This is a genomic window from uncultured Mailhella sp. (assembly GCF_963931295.1).
In the GTDB taxonomy this organism is placed as follows: Bacteria; Desulfobacterota; Desulfovibrionia; order Desulfovibrionales; family Desulfovibrionaceae; genus Mailhella.
The window spans coordinates 1,659,122-1,681,192 of sequence record NZ_OZ007001.1 but is presented as its reverse complement, the minus strand read 5'-3'; the positions used below and the strand labels follow the sequence as shown (position 1 = coordinate 1,681,192).

15 protein-coding genes are annotated in these 22,071 nt (G+C 63.6%); 4 read left to right on the top strand and 11 right to left on the bottom strand.

Annotated features, from left to right (window positions below):
• Positions 1-2: 2 nt before the first annotated feature.
• Together ABGT79_RS06920 and yihA are read right to left on the bottom strand one after the other, a co-directional pair.
• Positions 3-2,327 carry an ATP-dependent helicase gene (locus tag ABGT79_RS06920; RefSeq protein ID WP_346665582.1) on the bottom strand — a complete coding sequence of 775 codons (2,325 nt, stop codon included), beginning with the start codon at positions 2,325-2,327 and terminating at the stop codon, positions 3-5.
• Between the two features lie 8 nt (positions 2,328-2,335).
• Positions 2,336-2,998 (bottom strand): ribosome biogenesis GTP-binding protein YihA/YsxC, encoded by a 663-nt coding sequence (gene yihA, locus ABGT79_RS06915; RefSeq protein WP_346665581.1) that lies wholly within the window; start codon positions 2,996-2,998, stop codon positions 2,336-2,338.
• Positions 2,999-3,221: 223 nt separating this feature from the next.
• Here yihA and efp point away from each other — a divergent pair, with 223 nt between their 5' ends.
• The 4 genes from efp to aspA all read left to right on the top strand — a co-directional run bounded on the left by efp (position 3,222) and on the right by aspA (position 10,059).
• On the top strand, positions 3,222-3,779 hold the full coding sequence (gene efp / locus ABGT79_RS06910; protein WP_294484450.1) for an elongation factor P: 558 nt from the start codon (positions 3,222-3,224) through the stop codon (positions 3,777-3,779).
• Positions 3,780-3,912: 133 nt separating this feature from the next.
• Positions 3,913-7,071 (top strand): DNA translocase FtsK 4TM domain-containing protein, encoded by a 3,159-nt coding sequence (locus ABGT79_RS06905; protein ID WP_346665580.1) that lies wholly within the window; start codon positions 3,913-3,915, stop codon positions 7,069-7,071.
• A gap of 210 nt (positions 7,072-7,281) precedes the next feature.
• Positions 7,282-8,139, top strand: coding sequence for a bifunctional methylenetetrahydrofolate dehydrogenase/methenyltetrahydrofolate cyclohydrolase FolD (gene folD, locus ABGT79_RS06900; protein WP_346665579.1), 858 nt, complete (start codon positions 7,282-7,284; stop codon positions 8,137-8,139).
• 483 nt (positions 8,140-8,622) lie between these two features.
• The gene (gene aspA / locus ABGT79_RS06895; RefSeq protein ID WP_346665578.1) at positions 8,623-10,059 is read left to right on the top strand and encodes an aspartate ammonia-lyase; all 1,437 of its coding nucleotides are present in this window, start codon (positions 8,623-8,625) and stop codon (positions 10,057-10,059) included.
• 218 nt (positions 10,060-10,277) lie between these two features.
• Here aspA and pnp read toward each other — a convergent pair whose 3' ends face one another.
• From pnp to ABGT79_RS06850, 9 genes are all read right to left on the bottom strand, one after another.
• The gene (pnp, locus tag ABGT79_RS06890; protein WP_346665577.1) at positions 10,278-12,521 is read right to left on the bottom strand and encodes a polyribonucleotide nucleotidyltransferase; all 2,244 of its coding nucleotides are present in this window, start codon (positions 12,519-12,521) and stop codon (positions 10,278-10,280) included.
• Positions 12,522-12,685: 164 nt separating this feature from the next.
• Positions 12,686-12,949 (bottom strand): 30S ribosomal protein S15, encoded by a 264-nt coding sequence (gene rpsO / locus ABGT79_RS06885; protein WP_294484515.1) that lies wholly within the window; start codon positions 12,947-12,949, stop codon positions 12,686-12,688.
• Between the two features lie 40 nt (positions 12,950-12,989).
• Positions 12,990-13,916, bottom strand: coding sequence for a tRNA pseudouridine(55) synthase TruB (gene truB / locus ABGT79_RS06880; protein ID WP_346665576.1), 927 nt, complete (start codon positions 13,914-13,916; stop codon positions 12,990-12,992).
• Between the two features lie 161 nt (positions 13,917-14,077).
• The gene (locus ABGT79_RS06875; RefSeq protein WP_346665575.1) at positions 14,078-14,770 is read right to left on the bottom strand and encodes an outer-membrane lipoprotein carrier protein LolA; all 693 of its coding nucleotides are present in this window, start codon (positions 14,768-14,770) and stop codon (positions 14,078-14,080) included.
• 127 nt (positions 14,771-14,897) lie between these two features.
• A complete protein-coding gene (gene eno, locus ABGT79_RS06870) occupies positions 14,898-16,214 on the bottom strand; it encodes a phosphopyruvate hydratase (protein WP_346665574.1) in 1,317 nt (438 codons plus the stop codon).
• 53 nt (positions 16,215-16,267) lie between these two features.
• Positions 16,268-17,059 (bottom strand): type III pantothenate kinase, encoded by a 792-nt coding sequence (locus tag ABGT79_RS06865; RefSeq protein ID WP_346665573.1) that lies wholly within the window; start codon positions 17,057-17,059, stop codon positions 16,268-16,270.
• A gap of 99 nt (positions 17,060-17,158) precedes the next feature.
• Positions 17,159-18,136 (bottom strand): tyrosine recombinase XerC, encoded by a 978-nt coding sequence (locus ABGT79_RS06860; protein WP_346665572.1) that lies wholly within the window; start codon positions 18,134-18,136, stop codon positions 17,159-17,161.
• On the bottom strand, positions 18,133-19,605 hold the full coding sequence (dprA, locus tag ABGT79_RS06855; protein WP_346665571.1) for a DNA-processing protein DprA: 1,473 nt from the start codon (positions 19,603-19,605) through the stop codon (positions 18,133-18,135). The genes ABGT79_RS06860 and dprA overlap by 4 nt, the downstream gene beginning before the upstream one ends.
• Position 19,606: 1 nt before the next feature.
• Positions 19,607-21,616, bottom strand: coding sequence for a cation:proton antiporter (locus ABGT79_RS06850; protein ID WP_346665570.1), 2,010 nt, complete (start codon positions 21,614-21,616; stop codon positions 19,607-19,609).
• Between the last annotated feature and the right edge of the window lie 455 nt (positions 21,617-22,071).

Sequence of the window (22,071 nt, the reverse complement as noted above, 5' to 3'; positions counted from 1 at the left end):
GCTTACTCCAGGGTGAGGTAATCGGCGAGAATGATTTTCAGGCCGAGGCCGGGAAAGTTCACCCGGTACTTGTCCGGCGGAATTTCCTCCACGATTTTGCCGCGACCGAACAGGCGGTGACGGCAGAAGCCGAGTTTTTTCCTGACGGGTTTGGCGTCCGGGCTTTCCTCCAGCGTGCGGCCGCTCTTCACGGCTTCGCGCACGGCGGCCAGGTAGGCGTCGTCCGCGTCTTCGCGGGAGCGGGGCGAGGGGGCGAAGTCCCTGTCGCGGGGCGGCCAGTCGTCGTCATCATCCTTCCGGCGTTTCCCGCGGAAGGAATCGTCCGTTTCCTCGCCGTCTTCATCCCAGTGCCAGGAGCGGCGCTTCGGCGCGCCGAAGCCGGAAAAGGCCGGCGCGGGCTGTTCCCGGATGCGGCGTTTCGTCAGCGCGCCGCCGTAGTTTTCATAGATTTCGTTCAGCGTATCCGTGGGCAGTTCGCGGATGAAGGGACTCGGCGAGGCGGGTTCCTGACTGCCGGAGCTGCGGTTGTAGAGGCTGAGCGGCACGAAAAGATCGAGCGTGTCCTTGGCGCGCGTGCAGGCCACGTACATGAGCCGCCGCTCTTCCTCGAAATCTTCGGGGCGCACCAGCGCGTGGCGGGAGGGAAAGCGGTCTTCCACAAGGTCGATGACGAGCACGGCCGACCATTCCAGCCCCTTGGCGGAATGCACGGTGGAAAGGGTGATTTTCTTCTCTCCGTCGTCTTCTTCCGGGGCTTCTTCGGGGCTGTCCAGGGAAAGATCGGCGATGAAGAGCTGGAGGTCTTCGTAGGACGAGGCGATGCCGGACATTTCCTCGAGGCCCTGCAGGCGGCGGGGCCAGTCGTCGGGAAAAAGTTCCTCCATTTTCGGGCGGTAGTGTTCGAGAATGGTGTCGATGACTTCTTCGGGGCGGGGATTTCTCACGCGCAGGTTGGCAATGAGCGCCATGTTTTCCAGAAAGTCCGGCCAGCGCGTGCAGGCTTTCTTGAGCGCGGTCTCGTCGCTGCCGGAAGCCAGGGCGAAGAGCTTGCGCGAGGTCTTCGGGCCGATGCCGCGGGAGAGCGCGGCGATGCGGTCGAAGGAGGGCAGATCGAGAGGATTGCTCACCAGACGGGCGAAGGCCATGACGTCCTTCACGTGGGCGGCTTCGGCGTAGCGCAGGCCGCCGTATTTGCGGAAGCCTATGCCGCGCTTGTTGAGCTCGATTTCCATGTTGTAGGACTGGTAGCCCGAGCGGAACAGCACGGCGATTTCCCGGGCGGGCACGGTGTCGAGCAGCTCTTCGATGCGCCTTGCCGCGAGCACGGCCTGCGTTTTGTCGCTGAGGGGCCGGTACAGCGTGACCGCGGGCTCGGCGGGCACGGGGCGGCGGGAGAAAAGATGCTTGCGGTAGCCTTCGGTGGTGTTGGCGAGCAGGCTGTTGGCGATGTCGAGCACGGGCTGCACGGAGCGGTAGTTCTCTTCCAGCCGGATGATGCGCGTGTTGTGAAAGAGCTTGGGAAAATCGAGAATGTTGTGAACGGTGGCGCCGCGGAAGGCGTAGATGGACTGCGCGTCGTCGCCCACGGCCATGATGTTGCCGTTCTCTCCGGCCATCATGCGCACGAGCCTGGCCTGCACCTTGTTGGTGTCCTGATATTCGTCCACCATGATCTGACGGAAGCGCTGCTTCTGCGTTTCCAGCACGTCGGGTTTGTCGAGGAAGAGCTGCTCCAGCTCGAAGAGCAGATCGTCGTAGTCGAGGAGGGCGTGTTCGCGCTTGTATTTGCGGTAGGCTTCGCCGAGTTCCGCCAGATCCGAGGCGTGCGGCAGCAGATGCTGCGCCTCGCGGCGAAGCACCTCGTCGAGTTCCATTTCCTTGTTGCGCGCCTTGCTGAGCAGGCCGAGCACGGCCTGCGTGCGCGGAAAGCTGCGGTCGCCCTTGCCTATTTTCAGCGCTTCCTTGCAGGCCTGAATGGCGGCGACGCTGTCGGAAGTGTCCATAACCGTGAGGGAGCCGCCCGTCCAGTCCGGGCTCCAGCGCCGCAGCACGGAAAAGGCGAAGCTGTGGAACGTGCCGCCCTGCACGCCGAGAAGCTGATGGTCGAGCAGATTGGCGGCGCGGTGCAGCATTTCCTGCGAAGCCTTGCGCGTGAAGGTGAGCAGCAGCATGGAATGCGGATCGATGCCGTGTTCGGCCAGCCACGCCAGGCGGTACACGATGGTGCGGGTTTTGCCGGAGCCTGCGCCGGCAATGACCAGCATGGGCCCTTCGGGCGCGGTCACGGCCTGTTTCTGGGCCTCGTTGAGAATGGAGATGTCGAGCATGGCGTGAATCAGTCTGCGGAAGGACCGTCGATATCATCGGCGGAGGGAAGAGGATCGGGGGCTCCGGCTTCGCGCAGCCTTGCCCACAGCTCGTCGATGCCGAGCCTCGTGACTGCGGAAACCACCACGGGTTTCTGTCCGCCGAGAATGGCCTCCCAGGTCTTCTGCTGGGCGGAGCGTTCCTTGAGGGAGCATTTGTCGGCCTTGGTGAGCACGGCGATGACGGGAAGCTTCCGGGCTTTGGCGAAGTCGGCCATCAGCCGGTCGGACTGCTGCGTGGGAATGCGGCAGTCGATGAGCAGGGCGAGCGCGCGCAGCGTTTTGGTTTCTTCCAGATACTTCTGAATGAGGGCCGCCCAGTTGCGGCGCTCCTCGTGGCCGCGGCGGGCGTAGCCGTAGCCGGGCAGGTCGGTGAGGCAGAAGCCGTCGGGTTTGACCAGAAAAAGGTTGACCGAACGGGTCTTGCCCGGTTCGGAGCTGACCTTGGCCAGTTTTTTTCTGCGGGCGAGGGCGTTGATGAGCGAGGACTTGCCCACGTTGGAGCGGCCGGCCAGCGCAATCTGCGGCATGTGATGCGAGGCGTCTTCCAGCTGTTCAAGGGTGTACAGGGTGGCCAGAAGTTCCAGCGCGGGTTCGGAACAGGTCTTTTTTTCGGCGGACGGGTCGGTCATGGCGCTCCTCCCGAGTTGACAAAGTGAGCCTCTATCGGACAATATATCTTGCTTTTCGGAAAAAGCCGAGATTAGCCTGCTCCGGCGGAAAAGGCAAATATTCCGCAGGGCGTCCCCCGCAGCGCGGGGAATATTTCCTCCGTTTTCGGAGGCCGGAAGGGTCCGCGTCGGCCCGTTTCGGATTTTTTACGAAAAAAAAATCATATTTTTGCCTGGAGGCATCATGTATTCCACTACTGACTTTCGTCGCGGCCTGAAGATCGAGATCGATGGCACTCCTTACGAAATCGTTGAATTCCAGCACTTCAAGCCCGGCAAGGGCGGCGCCATGGTGCGCACCAAGCTGCGCAACATTCTCAACGGCCGCGTGGTGGACAATACCTTCCGTTCCGGCGAAAAGGTGGGCAAGCCCGACATGGAACAGCGCGACATGCAGTACCTGTACCGCGAAGGCGACGACCTCATCTTCATGGACATGACCACCTACGAACAGATTTCCCTGCCCGTGTCCGACACCGACGGCAAGGCCGACTGGCTGCTGGAATCCCAGCAGTGCCGCGTGCTGCTCTACAACGGACAGCCCATCGACATTGAAGTGCCCGTGAGCCTCGTGATGACCGTGGTCAAGACCGAACCCGGCGTGAAGGGCGACACCGTTTCCAACGTGACCAAGCCCGCCACCCTGGAAACCGGCGTGACCATTCAGGTGCCGATTTTCGTGAACGAAGGCGACCGCGTCAAGGTCGATACCCGCACCCGCGAATATCTCGGCCGCGACTAATTCGCGTTCTTTTCTTTTGCGCTGTCGGCAGGACGTGTTGCGCGCCCTTCCGGCAGCGCTTTCGTTTTTCGGGAGAAAAACGGATTCCGGGTCCGTCCCGGAAGGGTTCACTTGAAGTTTGAAGGGGATGCCAATGTACGGACACAGACTGGTACGCGAACTGCTCGGACTGCTTTTTCTTTTCTGCGGTCTGCTTATGCTGCTCAGTCTCTGGAGCTATCATGTCGGCGATCCCACCTTCAATCAGGCCGTGAGCATGAACGCTTCTTCCGTGCAGAACGCGGCCGGACTGTTCGGCGCGTATCTGTCGGGCTTTCTGGTGGACTGCTTCGGTCTGGGCTCCTTTTTGTGGGTCGTGTTCTTTCTGGCCGTGGGCGCGGGACTGGTGTCCCGCTGGCTGGTGCTCAAGTGGTACCGCTGGGTGGGGTATCTCTTGCTTTTTTCCTGCATGCTGGTGGCCTCGTCTGTATTCGACATCAGCGTTCACGGCATTCACGGCGGCGGCCTTGCCGGACAGTGGCTTTCCGCCTTTTCCCTTATTTTTTTCAGTCCCGTCGGCTCGTTTCTGCTGTGGTTCTTCGTGTTCCTCATTGCCATGGAGCTGTCGTTCAGCATTTCTTGGCTGACGCTCATTGCTTCGTTCGCCTCATGGGCGATGCGGAAAATTCCCTCCTTCGGCACGACCTACGATCTGCCCGTGCCGCATCTGCCCGAAGCGCTGAAGCGCCTGCCCGGGCTTGTCGCCGGATGGCGCAGAATTCCGGACGCGGCAAAGCGTCCCCGCCCTGTGCTCGACATCGTGTTCGGCAGGAAGAAGGACGTTGCGGAAACTCCCGCGCCCGTGCTTGAAATAAAAACGGATCTGCCGAAGGCCCCCGATCTTCCGGGCGCGGAGCCGGAGCCAGTGGATTCCGGCATTCGGGAAGAGGACTTGAGCGAACTTCTGCGCCTTGTGGAACGGCCGGAAAACGCCAGAAGCGCGGCGAGCGCTTCCGAACCTGCCGTGGCCGCCGTGTTCGTGCCGGAACCGGTTCCGGCGCCTGCGGCGGAAAAGGCTCCGGCGCAGGAAGAGAGCGAATTCATTCTTGAGCTGGAGGATGCCGTCGAAACGCCGGAATCTTCCGCGGCGGCGCCTTCCGCGGCAACCGTTTCTGCGCCGTTTTCCCCCACGCCCTCCGCGACAGTGAGCGCTGCGCCGGTTTCTCCGATACCCTCCGCAGCAGTCGGTTCTGCGCCTGCTTCCTCGGCGGCTGCGCCGGTGATTGCGGCTCCGGCGGCTTTCTCAGCATCGAGCGCTGAGACGACTCCGGTTGCTGTTGAAGCACCGGCGGTTGTGCCTGCCGCTCCCGCGACGGCTGCTTCCGTGTTTTCCGCTCCTGCCCCTGCGGCGATGGCGTCCGCGCCCGCCGCGCCTTCCTTTGAGCCCGCGCAGGCTCCGGCCCCCGCCGTCGTGCCTGCTCAGCCCGTTTCTCCCGCGCCCTTCATCGAACCCGACGTGCCGGAGGAAGATCTGCCGCCTTCGGCCCTGGCCGCGCTTTCCGCCTCGGCATCAGCCGTGAATACCGACGATCTGCCCGCCGTGGTGACGGCTGCGCCGACGTCCGAAAAGCAGCCCGCGCCGCAGACGGAAGTGCCCGGGCAGACGTTCCCCCAGTTTTTCCGCGCGGCGGAAGCGCCTGCCGCGCAGCACAAGGACGCCGCCTACGCTTCCGTGGACAGCGCCGTGGCCGGAGCTCTCGCTGTGCAGAGGCAGCTTGAAGCCGAAGCCGCGCCCGCTGCGCCTGCGCCCGTGCTGCCGAAGCGCAGGGAGCTTCAGCTGCCGCCTCTGGAACTGCTTTCGCCGCTGCCGGAAGAGGATCTTGCCAGCAGACCCGATGAGCTTACCCTGGCCAGACAGGGCAACGCGCTCATCACCTGCCTCAAGAACTTCAACGTGAACGCCACGCTGGCGCGCATCACGCCCGGCCCCGTGGTCACGCTCTTCGAGGTGCGTCCGGCTCCGGGCGTCAAGGCCACGCGCATCACCAATCTGGCCAACGATCTGGCTATGTCGCTCAAGGCCGTGTCCGTGCGCATGCAGGCTCCCGTGCCCGGCACCGACACCGTGGGCGTGGAAGTGCCCAACGAAAAGCGCTGCACCGTGCATTTCCGGGAAATTGTGGAAAACGAAAATTTCCGTCAGGCCAAATCGCTGCTCACCGTGGCGCTCGGCAAGGATACCGGCGGGCGTCCCGTGTCCGCGGATCTGGCCAAAATGCCGCATCTTCTGGTGGCCGGCGCCACCGGCGCGGGCAAGAGCGTGTGCCTGAACGCCATCATTCTCAGCCTGCTCTACCGCGCCAGGCCCGACGAAGTGCAGATGATTCTGGTGGACCCCAAGCGCGTGGAACTTTCCATGTACGCGGATCTGCCCCATCTCGTGCATCCCGTGGTGACGGACATGGATCTCACCAAGAACGCGCTGCTCTGGGCCATTGAGGAGATGAACCGCCGCCTTTCGCTGTTCTCCAAGGTCAAGGTGCGCAACATCACGGGCTACAACGACCGGCAGGCCCGTCTGCGCGCAGAGGTGGAGGCCGGAGGCCCCATGCCCGTGGACGCGGAAACCGGCGAGCCGGAAGATCTTTCCAACATGCCGTTCCTCGTCATCATTGTCGATGAGCTCGCCGACCTCATGATGGTGAAGCGCAAGGAAGTGGAAGGCAGCATCGTGCGTCTCGCGCAGCTCGCCCGAGCCGCGGGCATTCACCTCATCATCGCTACGCAGCGCCCCAGCGTGGACGTGGTGACGGGCATCATCAAGGCGAATTTCCCCTGCCGCATCGCCTTCAAGGTGACGAGCGGTCAGGATTCGCGCACCATCATCGACGGCGCGGGCGCGGAAAAGCTGCTCGGCATGGGCGACATGCTGTTCAAGCCCAACGGCGGCATGATTCAGCGCCTGCACGGAGCCTTCGTGAGCGACGATGAAGTGTCGGCCGTGGTGGAATTCTGGAAAAAGCAGCAGCCGCCGAACTACAAGGTCGATTTTGCGGAATTCGGCAACGACGACGCCGAAGACGCCGAAGATTTCGGTCAGCCCGCCTCCCGGAGCAACGAAATCGTGGACGATCCCATTTACGCCGAAGCCGTGCAGTTCGTGCTGGACAACGGCAAGGTGTCCATTTCCCTGCTGCAGCGGCGTTTCCGCATCGGCTTCAACCGCGCGGCCCGCTTCGTGGAGCAGATGGAAAAGGACGGTCTGCTCAGTCAGGCCGACGGCACGCGGCCGCGCAGCGTGGTGCATCGCTAGCCCCTGGCCGAAGAGCGGGGCTCGCCTCGCGTGTGCAGGCGGGGAGAACGCACCGGAAGGCGGCTGGCGCAACACATTTGCGGAAAAGGCAGTGGGCGCTTTTCCGCGCCGCAGTCCGGCGGGATTGCGGAATGAGCCGTTCCTGCGCCGTGCGGAGCGGCGAACCTGTCACCCCATGCCTCCGGCCCGGCCGGAAAAGGAGGAACTGCCTTGATACTCGACGGTAAGGCGACTGCGGCGTCCATACGCGCCGCGCTTCGTGAGGACATAGCGAAAGACAGGGAGAAAGCCGGACGCGCTCCCTGCCTGGCGGTGATTCTGGTGGGCGAGGATCCGGCTTCGCAGGTGTACGTGCGCAACAAGGAAAAGGCCTGCGCCGACGTCGGCATCGACACGCGTTCCTACCGCAGACCCGCCTCCATTCTTCAGCAGGAGCTGGAAGAGCTCATTGCGTCCCTCAACGCCGATCCGGCCGTGGACGGCATTCTGCTTCAGCTCCCCCTGCCCGAAGGGCTGGACGAGCGTCCCTGCATTGAGGCCATCAGTCCGGACAAGGACGTGGACGGCCTCACTGCCGTCAATCAGGGGCGCGTGGCCATGAACGTGCCCGGGCTTCGTCCCTGCACGCCCGCGGGCATTCTGGCGCTGCTCGACCACTACAACATTTCCGTGAGCGGCAAGCGGGCCGTGGTCATCGGCCGCAGCAATCTTGTGGGCCGTCCTGTGTCCCTCATGCTCGGCAGCCGCGACTACAACGCCACCGTGACCATGTGCCATTCCCGCACGCCGGATCTCGCCGCCGTATGCCGCGAGGCCGATCTCATCGTGGCCGCGCTCGGCAGGCCCCGCTTCGTCACGGCCGACATGGTCAAGCCCGGGGCCGTCATCATCGACGTGGGCATCAACCGCGGCGAGGACGGCAAGCTCTGCGGCGACGTGGACTTTGAGCACGTGGCCCCGCTCGCTTCCGCCATCACGCCGGTTCCCGGCGGCATCGGCCCCATGACCATTTCTCAGCTTCTTGTGAACACCGCCCGGGCCTGGAGGAAAACGCTTCTCGGCGCATAACGCCGAAAGCTCGGAACGCCCGGCCTGCGCAAAACGCCGCAGGCCCGGTCGCACTCCGGTCTTCCACCCCGGGGAGCCGCACTTGCGGCTTCACGTTTCGCCCTTTCCGTCCTGTCCGGTCGGAAAGGGCTTTTTTTGTGCGCGCGTCAGGCAGGCTTGGGACTCGGCGCTCTGGGCGCGGGCGGCGTCGGCTCGAAAGCAGGACGAAGGCGCGAACTTTGAAATCCTCCCCGGCTTTTTTGCTTGCCGCCGCGCGTCGAGCAAAAATTTTTTGAAGTCATGGGGCGCAAGGGCGCGGAAGAGAAAAAGCAATACAGTGCGCTTTTCCCCGGGCGCTGAGTGTGCTAGGGTGGCCCAAAATTGAGTCGGGGCGGAAAAAGTTTTTCGCCTGATTGGATAGTTATTTGATATTGCAGTGTATTTTTCTCTTTCTGAAAACGATTGTCAAACATTTGCCGTTTCAGAGACGGAAAAGGAGCGCCTATGACCGCAACGCGTAAGGAGCATGATTTTCTTGGCGATCTGGAAATTCCCGCCGATGTCTATTACGGCATCCAGACCAGCCGGGCTCTGGAGAACTTCCGCATTTCGGGCACGACCATTGCCTCCATGCCGCGCTTCATTCAGGCGTTCGGCTACGTGAAGAAGGCGGCGGCGCTGGCCAACATGGAGCTCGGCGTGCTGCCGGAATCCATCGGCCGCTACATCTGCCTCGCCTGCGACAAGGTCATTGCCGGAGAGTACAACGATCAGTTCCCCGTGGACGTGTATCAGGGCGGCGCGGGCACGTCGTGCAACATGAACGCCAACGAGGTGATCGCCAACGTCGCCCTTGAGCTCATGGGGCACAGGAAGGGCGAATATCAGTACTGCCATCCCAACAATCACGTGAACTGCTCGCAGTCCACCAACGACGTGTATCCCACGGCCATCCGTCTGGCGCTCTACGCCACGCTGACGGACTTCATGGGCGACATGGAATACCTGCGTCAGGGCTTTGCGGCCAAGGCCGTGGAGTTTTGCGACGTCATGAAGATGGGCCGGACCCAGATGCAGGACGCCGTGCCCATGACGCTGGGCATGGAATTTTCCGCGTGGGCGACCACCATCGGCGAGGACATCCGCCGCATCGGCGAAGGCCGCGAGCAGATCTGCGACATCAGCATGGGCGCGACGGCCATAGGCACGGGCATCAACACGCCGGAAGGCTACGCCGCGCTGGTGACGAAGCGCCTCGCGGAGATTTCCTCGCTGCCGCTGTTCATGGCGGAAAATCTGGTGGAAGCCACGTCCGACTGCTGCGCCTACGTGCAGATTTCCGGCCTGCTCAAGCGCTTTGTGGTCAAGCTCTCCAAAATATGCAACGACCTTAGGCTGCTCTCGTCCGGCCCCTGCTGCGGACTGAACGAAATCAATCTGCCGCCCCGTCAGCCGGGTTCCTCCATCATGCCCGGCAAGGTGAATCCGGTCATTCCCGAGGTGGTGAATCAGGTCTGTTTCGACGTCATCGGCAAGGACGTGACCATTTCCATGGCCGCAGAAGCCGGACAGCTGGAACTCAACGCCATGGAGCCCGTCATTGCCTACACGCTGTTCGCCTCGCTGAAGCATCTCGGCAACGCCTGCCACATTCTGCGCGATTTGTGCGTGGACGGCATTACGGCCAACCGCGAGCACTGCGCCTCGCTCGTGCGCAACGCCATAGGCGTGGTGACGGCGCTCGCCCCCTACATCGGCTACGAACGCTCGTCGGAAATAGCGCGGGAGGCGCTGGCTTCCGGGCAGTCGGTGTACGATCTCGTGGTGCGGCACAACTACATGACCAGCGAGGAAATCGACTACGTGCTGAGCCCCGAGCGCATGATGCAGCCCGGCGAGGACAAGGAACTCCAGCGCAGGATTGCAAAGCGTCTGGGCTAGGGCCGCCGGCACGCCGGGGCGTTCTCCTGGCCGTGGCTGCGCGTCGGGAGCGTCCGGGTTTTCCCGGAATTTGCCCGCGGGCGCTGATTCCTCCCGGCGTTGCCCGCCCCGGTACGGCGGGCTGAGCGCGAATTTGCATGACAAACGAAGAGGCCGCCGTCCATGCGGACGGCGGCCTCTCTTTTCATCTCTGCGCGAGGGGAATTCCCCGCTCCCGCTTAGTCTTCCTTGTGTTCGCGGCGGGGACGATCGCTGCGTTCACGACGTTCGCCGCGGCGTTCGCGACGTTCGCCGTCGCCGCGTTCTCCGCGTTCGCGGCGGGCGGGACGGGCGGTGTCTTCGGGCTTCCATTCGATGCCCTGCTGTTCGAGCAGCACGGCCTTGCGGCTCGCGCGGATGCGGTCGCCGTTGATTTCGATGACCTTGACCAGCATGTCTTCGCCGAGGTGGGCCACGTCTTCGGTCTTTTCCACGCGGTTGGTGTCGAGCTGGGAGATGTGGACCAGGGCTTCGAGGTTGGGCAGAATTTCCACGATGGCGCCGATTTCCAGAATGCGCTTGACCTTGGCGTTGTAGTTCTTGCCGAGTTCCGCGTGCTGGTCGTAGTAGAGCACCATTTCCTTGGCGGCCTGCATGGACTTCTGCGTGGGGGCGAAGATGGTGATGCGGCCGGAATCCTCAATGTCGATGGCCGCGCCGGTGGCGCTGGTGATGGCCTTGATGTTCTTGCCGCCGGGGCCGATGATCATGCGGATGATTTCAGGATTCACGAACACTTCCTCGTGCTGGGGAGCGTAGGGAGAGAGTTCGCGCACGGCGGGCATGGCCTTGGCCATGACGTCGAGAATGTGCAGACGGGCCACGCGGGCCTGTTCCATGGCGCGGGCCATGACTTCGGTGGGCAGGCCGTTGATTTTGATGTCCATCTGGATGGCGCTGATGCCGTCGGCCGTGCCGGCGATCTTGAAGTCCATGTCGCCGAGGGCGTCTTCGTCGCCGAGGATGTCGGTGAGCACGGTGTAGGTGTCGCCGTCCTTGATGAGGCCCATGGCCACGCCGGCCACGGGAGCGCTGATCGGCACGCCGGCGTCCATGAGGGAGAGGCAGCCGCCGCACACGGCGGCCATGGAGGACGAACCGTTGGATTCCACGGTGTCGGACACCACGCGGATGGTGTAGGGGAAGCTTTCGGGCGAGGGCAGAACGGCCTTGAGGGCGCGTTCGGCGAGGTGGCCGTGACCGATTTCGCGGCGGGACACGCGCACGGACTTCACTTCGCCCACGGTGAAGGGCGGGAAGTTGTAGTGCAGCATGAAGCGCTTGGTTTCGTCGCCGTTCAGGGTATCGACCTTCTGCTCGTCGGACGTGCTGCCGAGGGTGGTGACGGCAATGGTCTTGGTTTCGCCGCGGGCGAAGATGGCGGAGCCGTGGGCGCGGGGCAGCACCGACGTTTCGATTTCGATGGGACGCACGGTCTTGGTGTCGCGGTTGTCGATGCGGGTGCCTTCGTTGAGCACTCTCTGGCGCACGAGCTTCTTTTCGAGGTGTTCGAGCACTTCGCCGATGGCGGCCTGCGCCGCGGGATCGTCGGCATAGCGTTCGTCGGTGGCCATGAGGGCCTTCACCTTGTCCTTGACGGCCTTGCGGGCGTCCTTTCTGAGCAGCTTGTCGGGCGTGCGCAGGGCGTCTTCCATGCCGGACTTGATGGCAAGGTCTTCCACATAGGCGAACAGTTCGGGATCGTCCTGCTTGGGAATGAATTCGGTCTTGGGCTTGCCGGCCAGCTTCACGAGCTCTTCCTGAGCGTCGATGAGGGGCTGAATGGCCTTGTGGGCCCAGTTCAGGCCGTCGATGAGGTCCTGTTCCTTGACGAGCTTGGCTTCGCCTTCCACCATGACCACGGCGTCGCGGGAGGCGGCGAGCACGATGTCCATGTCGGAGCGCTTGAGTTCTTCGGTGGTGGGGTTCAGCACGAACTGACCGTCCACGCGGCCGAGGCGCGCGCCGGCCACGGGGCCCGCGAAGGGAATGTTGGAAATGCAGGTGGCCGCGGAAGCCGCGGTGATGCAGAGTACGTCGGGATCGTTTTCGCCGTCGGCGGAAATGACGGTGGCGAGCACCTGCACCTCATTGCCGTAGCCCTTGGGGAAGAGCGGACGGATGGGGCGGTCGATGAGGCGGGCCACGAGGGTTTCATGGTCGCTCGGACGGCCGATTTCGCGGCGGAAGAAGTTGCCGGGAATGCGGCCGGCGGCGTACATGCGTTCGGCGTATTCCACGGTGAGGGGGAAGAAGTCCTTGGGGGTTTCGAGCTGGGCTTCACACACGGTGACGAGTGCCACGGTGCCGCCGCACTGAATCCAGATGGCGCCGTTGGCCTGACGGGCCACACGGCCCGTTTCCAGAATGATTTCCTTGCCGCCCACGGTGGCGGACACACGAGTGCTGTTGAGCAGACCCATATGGTTACTCCTGGAAGGAGACTCCGTGAAGAAAGACGAAAATTTCGCCTCTGTTCGCGGATGCTCCTTCCTCGCGTTGAGGTTGAGGGGAAAAGGCCCCTTTCCATGCAGGATGGGGGAGCGGAATTTCTTCCGCTCCCCCTTGTTTCCGGATCGTTTTCCGACTACTTGCGCAGACCGAGCTTTTCGATCAGGGCGCGATAGCTCTGAATGTCGGTCTTCTTGAGGTAGTTCAGCATCTTGCGACGCTGGCCGACCAGCTTGAGCAGGCCGGTGCGGGAGTGGAAGTCCTTCTTGTTGGCCTTGAAGTGGTCGGCGAGACCATTGATGCGGGCGGTGAGAAGGGCGATCTGAACTTCAGCGGAGCCGGTGTCGCCTTCGTGCTTGGCGTACTGAGCGATGACGGCCTGCTTCTGAGCGGAATCCATAGCCACAGCGGTATCCTCCTCTCTGACGTGTCGTCAGAGGTTAGTGGGTAAAAAGCCCCCGAAGCACTGCCCAGACAGGGCGATCCCTGTCCATGCGGGCTTCTGCCAGAGCCAGAGGCGAGCCATCCTGCGCCAGTATGAGGGCGCGTGTGCCGGGTTCGAAATCACCGAATTCCGGCAGATGGGGAACGGGCATGCCGTTTTTCAGATGCGCTTCCTGCATTTTGCCGACGGAAATGTTCTTCCAGCCGGGCAGGGCGGCGCTGATGGGCATGATCCATTCGGGAAGCCTTTCGGGCTCGGCAAGGATTTCGTCCAGCGTGTGGGCGACCTCCAGGCCAAACGGGTGGCTGTATTCCCGGGTCAGTTCCGTGAGCATGGCTCCGCACCCAAGTCGAATCCCCAAGCTGTGGGCCAGGGACCGTATGTAGGAACCGGAACTGCACGTTACCCGGAATCGCACGTCCGGCATGTTCACCCATTGAACAGAGGCGTGCGAAACATGTATGCTTTTCACCTTGACCGGCACTTCCTTGCCGGCGCGGGCCAGCTTGTACAGCGGCTGACCCTGGTGCTTTGCGGCGGAATAGGGCGGAACGGGCTGTTCCGTCACATCCAGCCAGGCCTCCACTTCGCGGCGGGCGGCCTGTTCAAGCACGGAGCCCGGAGCGAGATCGTCTTCGCTCAGGGGCGTTTCGGCAACCACGGAGCCTTCGGCGTCCCAGGTGTCGGTAACGACGCCGAGGCGCAGCGTGCCGCCGTAGGTTTTCACCCCGCCTTCCAGCAGATAGCCGGAAAGTTTTGTGGCGTTGCCGAGCAGAACGAGCAGCACGCCGGTGGCCATGGGGTCGAGAGTGCCCGCATGACCGATTTTCTTCTGACCGAGGCGCTTGACGCGGGCGATGGCCTGCGCGGAGCTGAGCCCCTTGGGCTTGTTCAGTACCAGTATGCCGTGCTGCTGTTCCATGCGAGAAGTCTATGTACCTTTAATTATCAGGATAGTCCAGCCCCGACGCAGGGCCCGGGCAGGGAGAGCCCGGAAAATTCGCTTTTGCCGGCGCCGCCGCGCGGGCGGAAACGGAATATCCCGGAATTATTGAAATATGCTTTGAAGCACTGCCTGGAAATCTAGTTGAGCAGCGGCCTTGCCACGGGATGCTTGGCCTCCACGTGGTCTTCCACTTCCGTGCCCTTGGGCGGGGTGAACTGGAAGTCCTTGGCGGAGGCGGGCGCGTTGGGCTTCAGGTTCTGCAGCTCGATGGTGTTGGTGTTGCCGTAGAAGTCCATGACCATGGCGCGGCGGATGAGCGAGGTGTCGGGGTCGAGCCAGAGCTGGGCTTCGGTGAGTTCCGTGGTGGGATCCTTGGGGTAGAGCAGCAGATGAATGAGCTTGCCGTCTTCCGGCGACTGGGCGGCTTCCACGTCGAAATCGCGGGAAAGGGCGCTCTGGCCGGTGATCACCTGGATGAGGGAACGGGAATCTTCGGCCAGCGCGCGGGAATAGCGGTAGGCGAGTTCCTCGTCGGGCAGGTAGTTCCAGATTTCCTTGTCCGTCACCATGAGAAGTTCGGCGTGGGGCGCGGCGGTTTCCCAGCGCACGAGAAGGGGCTTCTGGAAGAGAATGACGCCGTTTCTTTTTTCCACGACGCCGCTTTCTCTCTGCAGAAGCTGCTGCGTGAAGTCGGCGCGGAAGCTCTGCATGCCGGCGTAGGCGGTCTGCATCTTGTTCACCGCGGCGGCGATGTCGGCGGCGGAAGCGCTCTGGGCGAAGAGGCCGAGGGCAAGAAAGGCACAGAAGAGTATTCGCAGCAGTCTGCTCATGATTTTTTCCTTATTCCTCCCGATGCCCGGGGCGGGCGGCGATGCACGCCGCAGGGGAGGTTGAAAAAGGCCCGGAAGCCCGGGCCGGAAACCAGTGTGCGGGGAGGCAGCCCTCCCCGCGGAATGCTTATTCAGCGTCTTCGTCGGACTGGGTGAGGCCGTAGTTGTCGGCGAGGATGGGGCCGAAGAAGAAGCTGACGTCGCCGAGTTCCTCTTCGATGCGGAGGAGCTGGTTGTACTTGGCGATGCGGTCGGAACGGCTGGCGGAGCCGGTCTTGATCTGGCCGGAGTTGGTGCCCACGGCGAGGTCGGCGATGAAGGTGTCTTCGGTTTCGCCGGAACGATGGGACACGATGGTGGCGTAGCCGGCGTTCTTGGCGATTTCGATGGTGTCGAGGGTTTCGGTGAGGGTGCCGATCTGGTTCACCTTGATGAGCACGGCGTTGGCGAGGCCGTCTTCGATGCCTTCGGCGAGGATGTCGGGGTTGGTGACGAAGAGGTCGTCGCCCACGAGCTGGATGTGGTCGCCGAGGCGGTCGGTGAGCAGCTTCCAGCCTTCGCGGTCGTCTTCGGCCATGCCGTCTTCAATGGAGATGAGCGGATAGCGCCTGGTGAAGTCTTCGAGCCAGTCCACCATCTGTTCGCTGGTGAGTTCGAGGCCTTCGCCGGCGATGACGTACTTGCCGTCCTTGTAGAATTCGGAGGAGGCGGCGTCGATGCCGAGGGCGACTTCCGCGCCGGGGATGTAGCCGGCGGCTTCAATGGCCTTGATGAGGTAGCTGAAGGCTTCGTCGTGGCTCTTGAGGTTGGGAGCAAAGCCGCCTTCGTCGCCCACGGAGGTCACATGGCCGTCCTTGGCGAGAATGCCCTTGAGGGTGTGGAACACTTCGGCGCCGATGCGCAGGGCGTCGGCAAAGGTCTTGGCGCCCACGGGCATGATCATGAATTCCTGGATGTCCAGATTGTTGGGAGCATGCGCGCCGCCGTTGATGACGTTCATCATGGGAGAGGGCATGATCTTGGCGTTCACGCCGCCGAGGTACTGATACAGGGGCAGGCCGAGGTATTCGGCGGCGGCGCGGGCCGTGGCGAGCGACACGCCGAGCATGGCGTTGGCGCCGAGGCGGGACTTGTTTTCGGTGCCGTCGAGGTCGATGAGGGTGTTGTCCACCTGCACCTGACGCAGGGCGTCGAGGCCGATCACGGCTTCGGCGATTTCGCCGTTCACGTGTTCCACGGCGCGGGTCACGCCCTTGCCCTTGTAGCGGCCCTTGTCGCCGTCGCGCAGTTCGAGGGCTTCGCGGCTGCCGGTGGAGGCGCCGGAAGGAACGGCGGCGCGGCCGACGTGGCCGGATTCGAGACCGACTTCCACTTCAACAGTGGGATTGCCGCGGGAGTCGAGAATCTCGCGGGCCCATACGGAAGTGATGGTGCTGTTGTTCATGGCGGGAACTCCTTGGAATATGCCGGACTCAGTCCGGGTAAGAGAACAGAATGCTATGCCGTGGCGGTCTTCCGGAGCCAGAGGAGCCGGAGCCCTTCAAGAATAAGATCGGGTCTGACGATGTCAAAGGCCCGGCAGATTCTGGAAAGGTCGTGGGCCGCGCCGCCCGTGCCCACAACGAGCGTGGGGCCGGGAAGCTGGGTTTTGAGACGTTCGCACAGGCCTTCGGTCATGGCGGCGAAGCCGAACAGAAAGCCGTGGTTCATGCTGGTGATGGTGTTGCGCCCGATGCGGACGCGATCTTCCGTCATTTCCAGTGAGATGCGCGGCAGCTTGGCCGTGTTGGCGGCAAGCGCGTTGCGCGAGGAAAAAAGTCCGGGGCAGATGAGGCCGCCCAGATAGGCGTTGCCGGACACGCAGTCGAAGGTGGTGGCGGTGCCGAAGTCCACGGAAATGATGGACGGCGCGTCGGGAAAGAGCTTTCTGGCGGCAAAGGCGGCCAGAAGACGATCCGCGCCCACTTCCTGCGGCTGTTCGTAGCCGTTGACAAGGTCTATTTCAAAGTCGCCGGGGAAGGACAGCGGCGTTTTGCCGAGGTATTTCTGCAGTGCCTCGTGAAGCAGGGTGCTCACGTCGGGCACCACGGAGCAGACGAGGCAGGCGGCTATGTCTTCGGGCTTCAGGCGGCGCAGGGAAAGAAGCTGAAGCAGCGAGAGTCCCAGGCTGTCCGCCGTGTGCGAAGCTCTGGTGGGCAGCGAGTAGGCGGCCTCCAGGGCGTCGGGGCGGGCGAAGACTATCTTGATGCAGGTATTGCCTATGTCGGCAAGAAGGAGATGTTCAGACATGCGTGAACCACCCGGAAAAAGAAAAGACAAGAGAGTTTATCCTTTCTTTGCGGCGTTCGCAATGGGTAAAAGGTCCGGTTTCCGGGGCGGGGAACGGGGTCAGGATTTCTTGTCGCTCTTTCGGGAGAGCGGATGCGCGGCGTCGTAGATGCGCGTGAGGGCCTCCATGTTGAGGTGCGTGTAACGCTGCGTGGTGGAAATGCGGCTGTGCCCGAGCAGTTCCTGCACGGCGCGCAGGTCCGCCCCGCCTTCCAGCAGGTGCGTGGCAAAGGAGTGCCGCAGATCGTGGGGGGAGAGGTGCTGCGGGATGCCCGCTTCTGCGGCCCGTTCCTCCAGAATGCGCGCGGCCTGACGGCGATCCAGCCTTTTGCCGCGCCGACCGAGAAAGGCGGCCCGTTCGCCGTGCGCGGGCGGCACGCGGTCGCGTACGGAAAGCCAGCGGGAAAGCGCGTCTTTGCTGGCGTCGCTGAGCGGTACGATGCGCTCCTTGCTGCCCTTGCCCATGACCTGCACGTGCCCGCTTTCGGGGCGTATGTCGTTCACGTTGAGGCCGAGCGCCTCGGAAATGCGCAGGCCCGAGCCGTAGAGCAGCTCAAGAAGCGCCTTGTCGCGCAGGAGAAAGACATCGTCCGCGGACATGTCGCCCGGATGGGCGGCCACGGCTTCGGCGGGCTTTTCATCCAGCAGGCTGAACACCTGATCCACGTTGAGCATGGCGGGATGCCGCTGATCCTGCTTGGGATTGCGCACCCCGGCGCAGGGATCGGCCTCAATCTTGTGCAGGCGCAGAAGATGCCGGAACAGCGAACGCAGGGCGGAGAGCTTGCGCGCCATGGACGAACGCGCCATGCCCTGCCGGAACAGCGAGGCGGAAAAGCCCTGCACCATCTGCCGCGTGATTTCGGAAGGCTGCTCCAGCGAAGCGCCCATGCCGCGCAGGTAGGTTTCAAATTCCAGGATGTCCACGGCGTAGGCCGCCACCGTGGCTTCGGACGCGCCTTTCTGAAACTCCATCCAGGCGAGAAAGGTGGCGGCGGGCACGGGAAGGGCGGCGGTGATTTCGGCAAGGCGGCTCATGCTCTGGCCTCGTAGCGGGAATCGGAAAGACGCCTCGCGAGTTTCTTCACCTCCAGAATCATGAGCACGGCGCTCACGGAAGCGCTGTTCCAGGAGTCGCTTTGCGCCTGCGCGGCGTAGAGAAGCTCATCCTGGGAAAGGGGGCCGTTCTGCAGAAGGGCGAGAATGGTTTCCTCTTCTTCGGTGAGGGGCGCGGCGGCGCGGGCGGGCTTTTTCTCGGGCGCTTTGCGGGCCGGGCGCTGTTCTTTTCGCTCGGGAGCGGCCGTTTCGGCGCGGGAAGAGGCGCGATCGGCTCTCGAGGGCGTCGAAGGCTCGCTCTTTTCGGAGGCTGCGGGCAAAGCGGCGGCCTGCGGGCGCGGCTCTTCTTTCGGACGGGCGGAAGTGTCGGTTGCGGGGGCGCGGGGGCTCTCCGGCTGCGCGGGCGAAGCGTCTTCAATTTCTTCAATCTCTTCCGGCGCGTCGTGCTTTGCCGGGGCAGGCTGCGTTTCTTCTGCGGGCCTGCCGCGCATCGGCGCTGCCGGGGAATGCTTCAGCGAATCCTGAAGATGCGGCAGCAGATCGGCCAGAATGTCCGCCGCGCCGGATACGGGCCGCGCGCCATCCAGAAGCAGTTTTTTCGTGCCTTCGCGGCAGGGGGCGCGCAGGGCGTTCGGCGAAGGCGCATAGACGTTTCTGCCCTGCTCCGCGGCCAGGCGCGCCGTGATGAGACTGCCGCTGCGCGCGCGGCTGGCCTCCGCCACCAGCACGCCGAGGCAGAGGCCGCTGATGAGGCGGTTGCGCACGGGAAAAGCGCCGGGGCCGGGCACCCAGCCCGGCGGCATTTCGCTTGCCGCAAGGCCGTGTTCGACCACGTCGAGATAGAGGTCGCGGTGACCGGAGGGGAAGGGCAGATCCACGCCTCCGGGCAGCACGGCGATGGTGCGGCCCGGGCCGCCGAGTGCCGCGTGATGGGCGTAGCCGTCCACGCCGTAGGCCAGGCCGGAAACCACGGTCACGCCCGCGGCGGAAAGCTCTTCGGCAACGGCCGCCGTAAAGTCGATGGCTGCGGAAGAAGCGTCGCGGGAGCCCACGATGGCCACGCACGGCGCGCGCAGAAGCGAGGCGTCGCCTGCGGCGTAGAGCAGGGCGGGCGCGTCGGGCAGTTCACGCAGCAGCGGCGGATAGCGCTTGTCCGTCCACAGGATGATGGAGGCGCGAAGCGTGTGGGCGGCGTCCCATTCCGGACGGGCCGCGGCTCGCCAGGCATTGTTCAGGTAGCCTTCGGCCTTCTGGGCGGGCACGCCCGCTTCCGGCCATGCGGGAACGTTGGTGACGGCCTCGTAGGCGGAGCCGAAATGCTTGAGCAGAAGACACGCTCCGCGCACGCCGAGCCCGGCGGTGTGGCGCAGGGCCAGCGCCGCCCAGTATTCGCGGCGTCCGTCGTCGTCCAGAGCGGCGAGGCCCGTCTGCTGCGGAAGAGATGCGTTCATGTCAGGCCGCTCTCCCTTCGGTGTGGAAGAGTACCGCCGCCTTGGCGAGCGCTTCCTGCGTGGCGAGAAGGTACACGATGTCGCCGGCGAGAAGCTGCGTCTGGGCGTTGGGATTGTTGTTGATCGTATCGCCGCGCCGCACGCCTGCGGCCGTCACGCCGTGTTCCTTGCGCAGCGCGGCCTGAGCTATGGTCTTGCCTGCGAGGGGGGAGCCCTCTTCCACGGCGTAGGCCACGAGCTGCAGATCGGGCAGGCTGTCCATGATGGAGCCGCCCATGCCGAGCCTGCGCTGCATGCCGTAGTTTTCGCGGCGGATGGCGGACACGTACTGATCGATGGTCTGGCGCGGCACGAGGTAGTGATTGAGCACGCGGGCGAACACTTCCAGCGAGGTTTCAAACTCTTCGGGAATCACTTCGTTGGCGCCCACTTCCTTGTAGGAGTCCAGATTGCCGAGGAAGCGCGTGCGCACGATGATGTGCAGCGAGGGATTCATGGCGCGGGCGTTGGCGATGATGGCGCGGCTGCCCGCCGGATCGGACGTGAGAATGGCGAGCGCCCTGGCCGTGGACGCGCCGAGATGTTCCAGCACCAGCGGGAAGGAGGCGTCGCCGTGCCGGATGGGTTCGGTGGCGCGGTATTTTTCCACGGTGTCGGGATTCATTTCCGAAATGATGTAGGGAATGCCGCAGCTTTTTGCGCCGTGGGCCATGATCTGCCCGCCGATGCCGAAGCCGATGATGATGAGATGATCCTTGAGCTGCCGGCCGTCGCGGATGATGCCGTGGGCGCTGTCTTCGGCGTCGTGTTCGTCGGAGTCGTCGGTGGCGGCTTCGGCGGTCTGCATGTTGGGCCGTTTCAGAATCCTGCCGGTGACCCTGGGGGCCGCGCCGATGAGCAGGGGGGTGAGCACCATGGTCAGAATGCTGGAGGCGAGGAAGATCTGATAGGCGTCGTTGCTGATGAGTTCGAGGCCGAGGGCGGACTTGGCGAGCACGAAGGAGAATTCGCCCACCTGGGCGAGGCTGAAGGCTGCAAGCAGGGCCGTGCGCATGGAGTATCTGAGCACGCGCACCGCGGGCACGACCATGAGGATTTTCGCCAGAATGATGGCTGCGGCGCACAGGGAGATGACGGGCAGATGCGTGAGGAAGAATTTGACGTCGAGCAGCATGCCCACGGAAATGAAGAAGATGCTGGAGAACACTTCCTTGAAGGGCATGATGCTCTCAAGCGTGTTGAGGCTGTATTCCGACTCGGCCATCATGAGACCGGCGAGGAACGCGCCGAGGGCGAGCGAGAGGCCGAGCCACGAGGTGATGAGCGCCACGGCGAGGCACAGGCCGAGGGTGGTCATGAGCATGAGCTCGCGGCTGCGGGTGCTCACCACGCTGAACATGAGCCGGTGGAGCAGGTATTTGCCGAACAGGAGAATGCCGCCGATGACGAGCACGCCCTTGCCCACGGCGAAGATCATGGAATTGGTGTCGAGTTCGAGGCCGCCCGCAAGCAGCGGGAAGATGAGCACCATGGGCACGATGGCGAGATCCTGAAAAATGAGCACGGCGAGGCAGACCTGTCCCTGCGGGGATTCGGTGAGGGCCTTCTGCTGGAGAATGCTCAGCACGATGGCCGTGGACGAGAGCGTGACCATGCAGCCGTACACGATGCCGAGCCGCGGCCCGCTCCACCAGAACGTGAGCAGGAACACGAAGGCCATGGTGAGCAGCACCTGGGAGGAGCCGCCCAGAAAGAGCGGCTTCTTGAGCCGCACGAGCTCCTTGCCGGAGAGCTCCATGCCGATGGAGAACATGAGGAAGGCCACGCCCACGTCGGCCATGGTGTCCACGGCTTCAGGGCTGGGAATGAGTCCGAGGGCGGAAGGACCGCACAGCACGCCGGTGAGCAGAAAGCCCACGATGGACGGCAGGCGGAAGCGCAGACAGACAAGAACGACGATGATGGAAAGGATAAAAAGAACGACGATTTCGCGAAGAATCATGTCTTCCATGGGGCAGTCTCGCAGAAAGGGATGTGGAGAGGTGAACCATGTGTTCACAAGCCTGTTATTCTGTCATGTTTTCCGGCCGCATGCAACGGAACGGAGGGCGGATGCCGGGGGGCGGAACGTTCGTTCGGAGGACTCGTTCGGAGTGCGGCTTCGAGGCGCATCCGAGGGGGCGGGGGGGGCGTTCGGAAGCGCGCGGAAAACGGCCCGGAAAGATCCCCGGAATGCGTCCTGTGCTTCTGGGGAAAAGGCGGCCCGGACGCCTGCCCGGAGTGTGCGGCCCGGAGTCGCCACGAATTGGTCCCCGGAATGCGGCCTGAAAGCAGCGGGGCGAGGCTGCGCAAAGCTCCGGGCGCGCGCTCGAAAGCGCGGCGGCTGTTCCGTGATTTTTCTTTTGGGCCTTGCAGGGCGCGGGCGCGGAGCGAGGGGAATTCTTTGACAATGGGGAGAAATGGTCC

What these genes read in the sequence shown, in the direction of transcription:
- aspA (WP_346665578.1), top strand. Translation starts at nt 8,623, where the DNA reads ATGACCGCAACGCGTAAGGAGCATGATTTTCTTGGCGATCTGGAAATT.
- yihA (WP_346665581.1), bottom strand. Translation starts at nt 2,998, where the DNA reads ATGACCGACCCGTCCGCCGAAAAAAAGACCTGTTCCGAACCCGCGCTG.
- ABGT79_RS06850 (WP_346665570.1), bottom strand. Translation starts at nt 21,616, where the DNA reads ATGGAAGACATGATTCTTCGCGAAATCGTCGTTCTTTTTATCCTTTCC.
- ABGT79_RS06860 (WP_346665572.1), bottom strand. Translation starts at nt 18,136, where the DNA reads ATGAGCCGCCTTGCCGAAATCACCGCCGCCCTTCCCGTGCCCGCCGCC.
- ABGT79_RS06875 (WP_346665575.1), bottom strand. Translation starts at nt 14,770, where the DNA reads ATGAGCAGACTGCTGCGAATACTCTTCTGTGCCTTTCTTGCCCTCGGC.
- rpsO (WP_294484515.1), bottom strand. Translation starts at nt 12,949, where the DNA reads ATGGATTCCGCTCAGAAGCAGGCCGTCATCGCTCAGTACGCCAAGCAC.
- ABGT79_RS06905 (WP_346665580.1), top strand. Translation starts at nt 3,913, where the DNA reads ATGTACGGACACAGACTGGTACGCGAACTGCTCGGACTGCTTTTTCTT.
- pnp (WP_346665577.1), bottom strand. Translation starts at nt 12,521, where the DNA reads ATGGGTCTGCTCAACAGCACTCGTGTGTCCGCCACCGTGGGCGGCAAG.
- ABGT79_RS06865 (WP_346665573.1), bottom strand. Translation starts at nt 17,059, where the DNA reads ATGTCTGAACATCTCCTTCTTGCCGACATAGGCAATACCTGCATCAAG.
- truB (WP_346665576.1), bottom strand. Translation starts at nt 13,916, where the DNA reads ATGGAACAGCAGCACGGCATACTGGTACTGAACAAGCCCAAGGGGCTC.
- efp (WP_294484450.1), top strand. Translation starts at nt 3,222, where the DNA reads ATGTATTCCACTACTGACTTTCGTCGCGGCCTGAAGATCGAGATCGAT.
- ABGT79_RS06920 (WP_346665582.1), bottom strand. Translation starts at nt 2,327, where the DNA reads ATGCTCGACATCTCCATTCTCAACGAGGCCCAGAAACAGGCCGTGACC.
- dprA (WP_346665571.1), bottom strand. Translation starts at nt 19,605, where the DNA reads ATGAACGCATCTCTTCCGCAGCAGACGGGCCTCGCCGCTCTGGACGAC.
- eno (WP_346665574.1), bottom strand. Translation starts at nt 16,214, where the DNA reads ATGAACAACAGCACCATCACTTCCGTATGGGCCCGCGAGATTCTCGAC.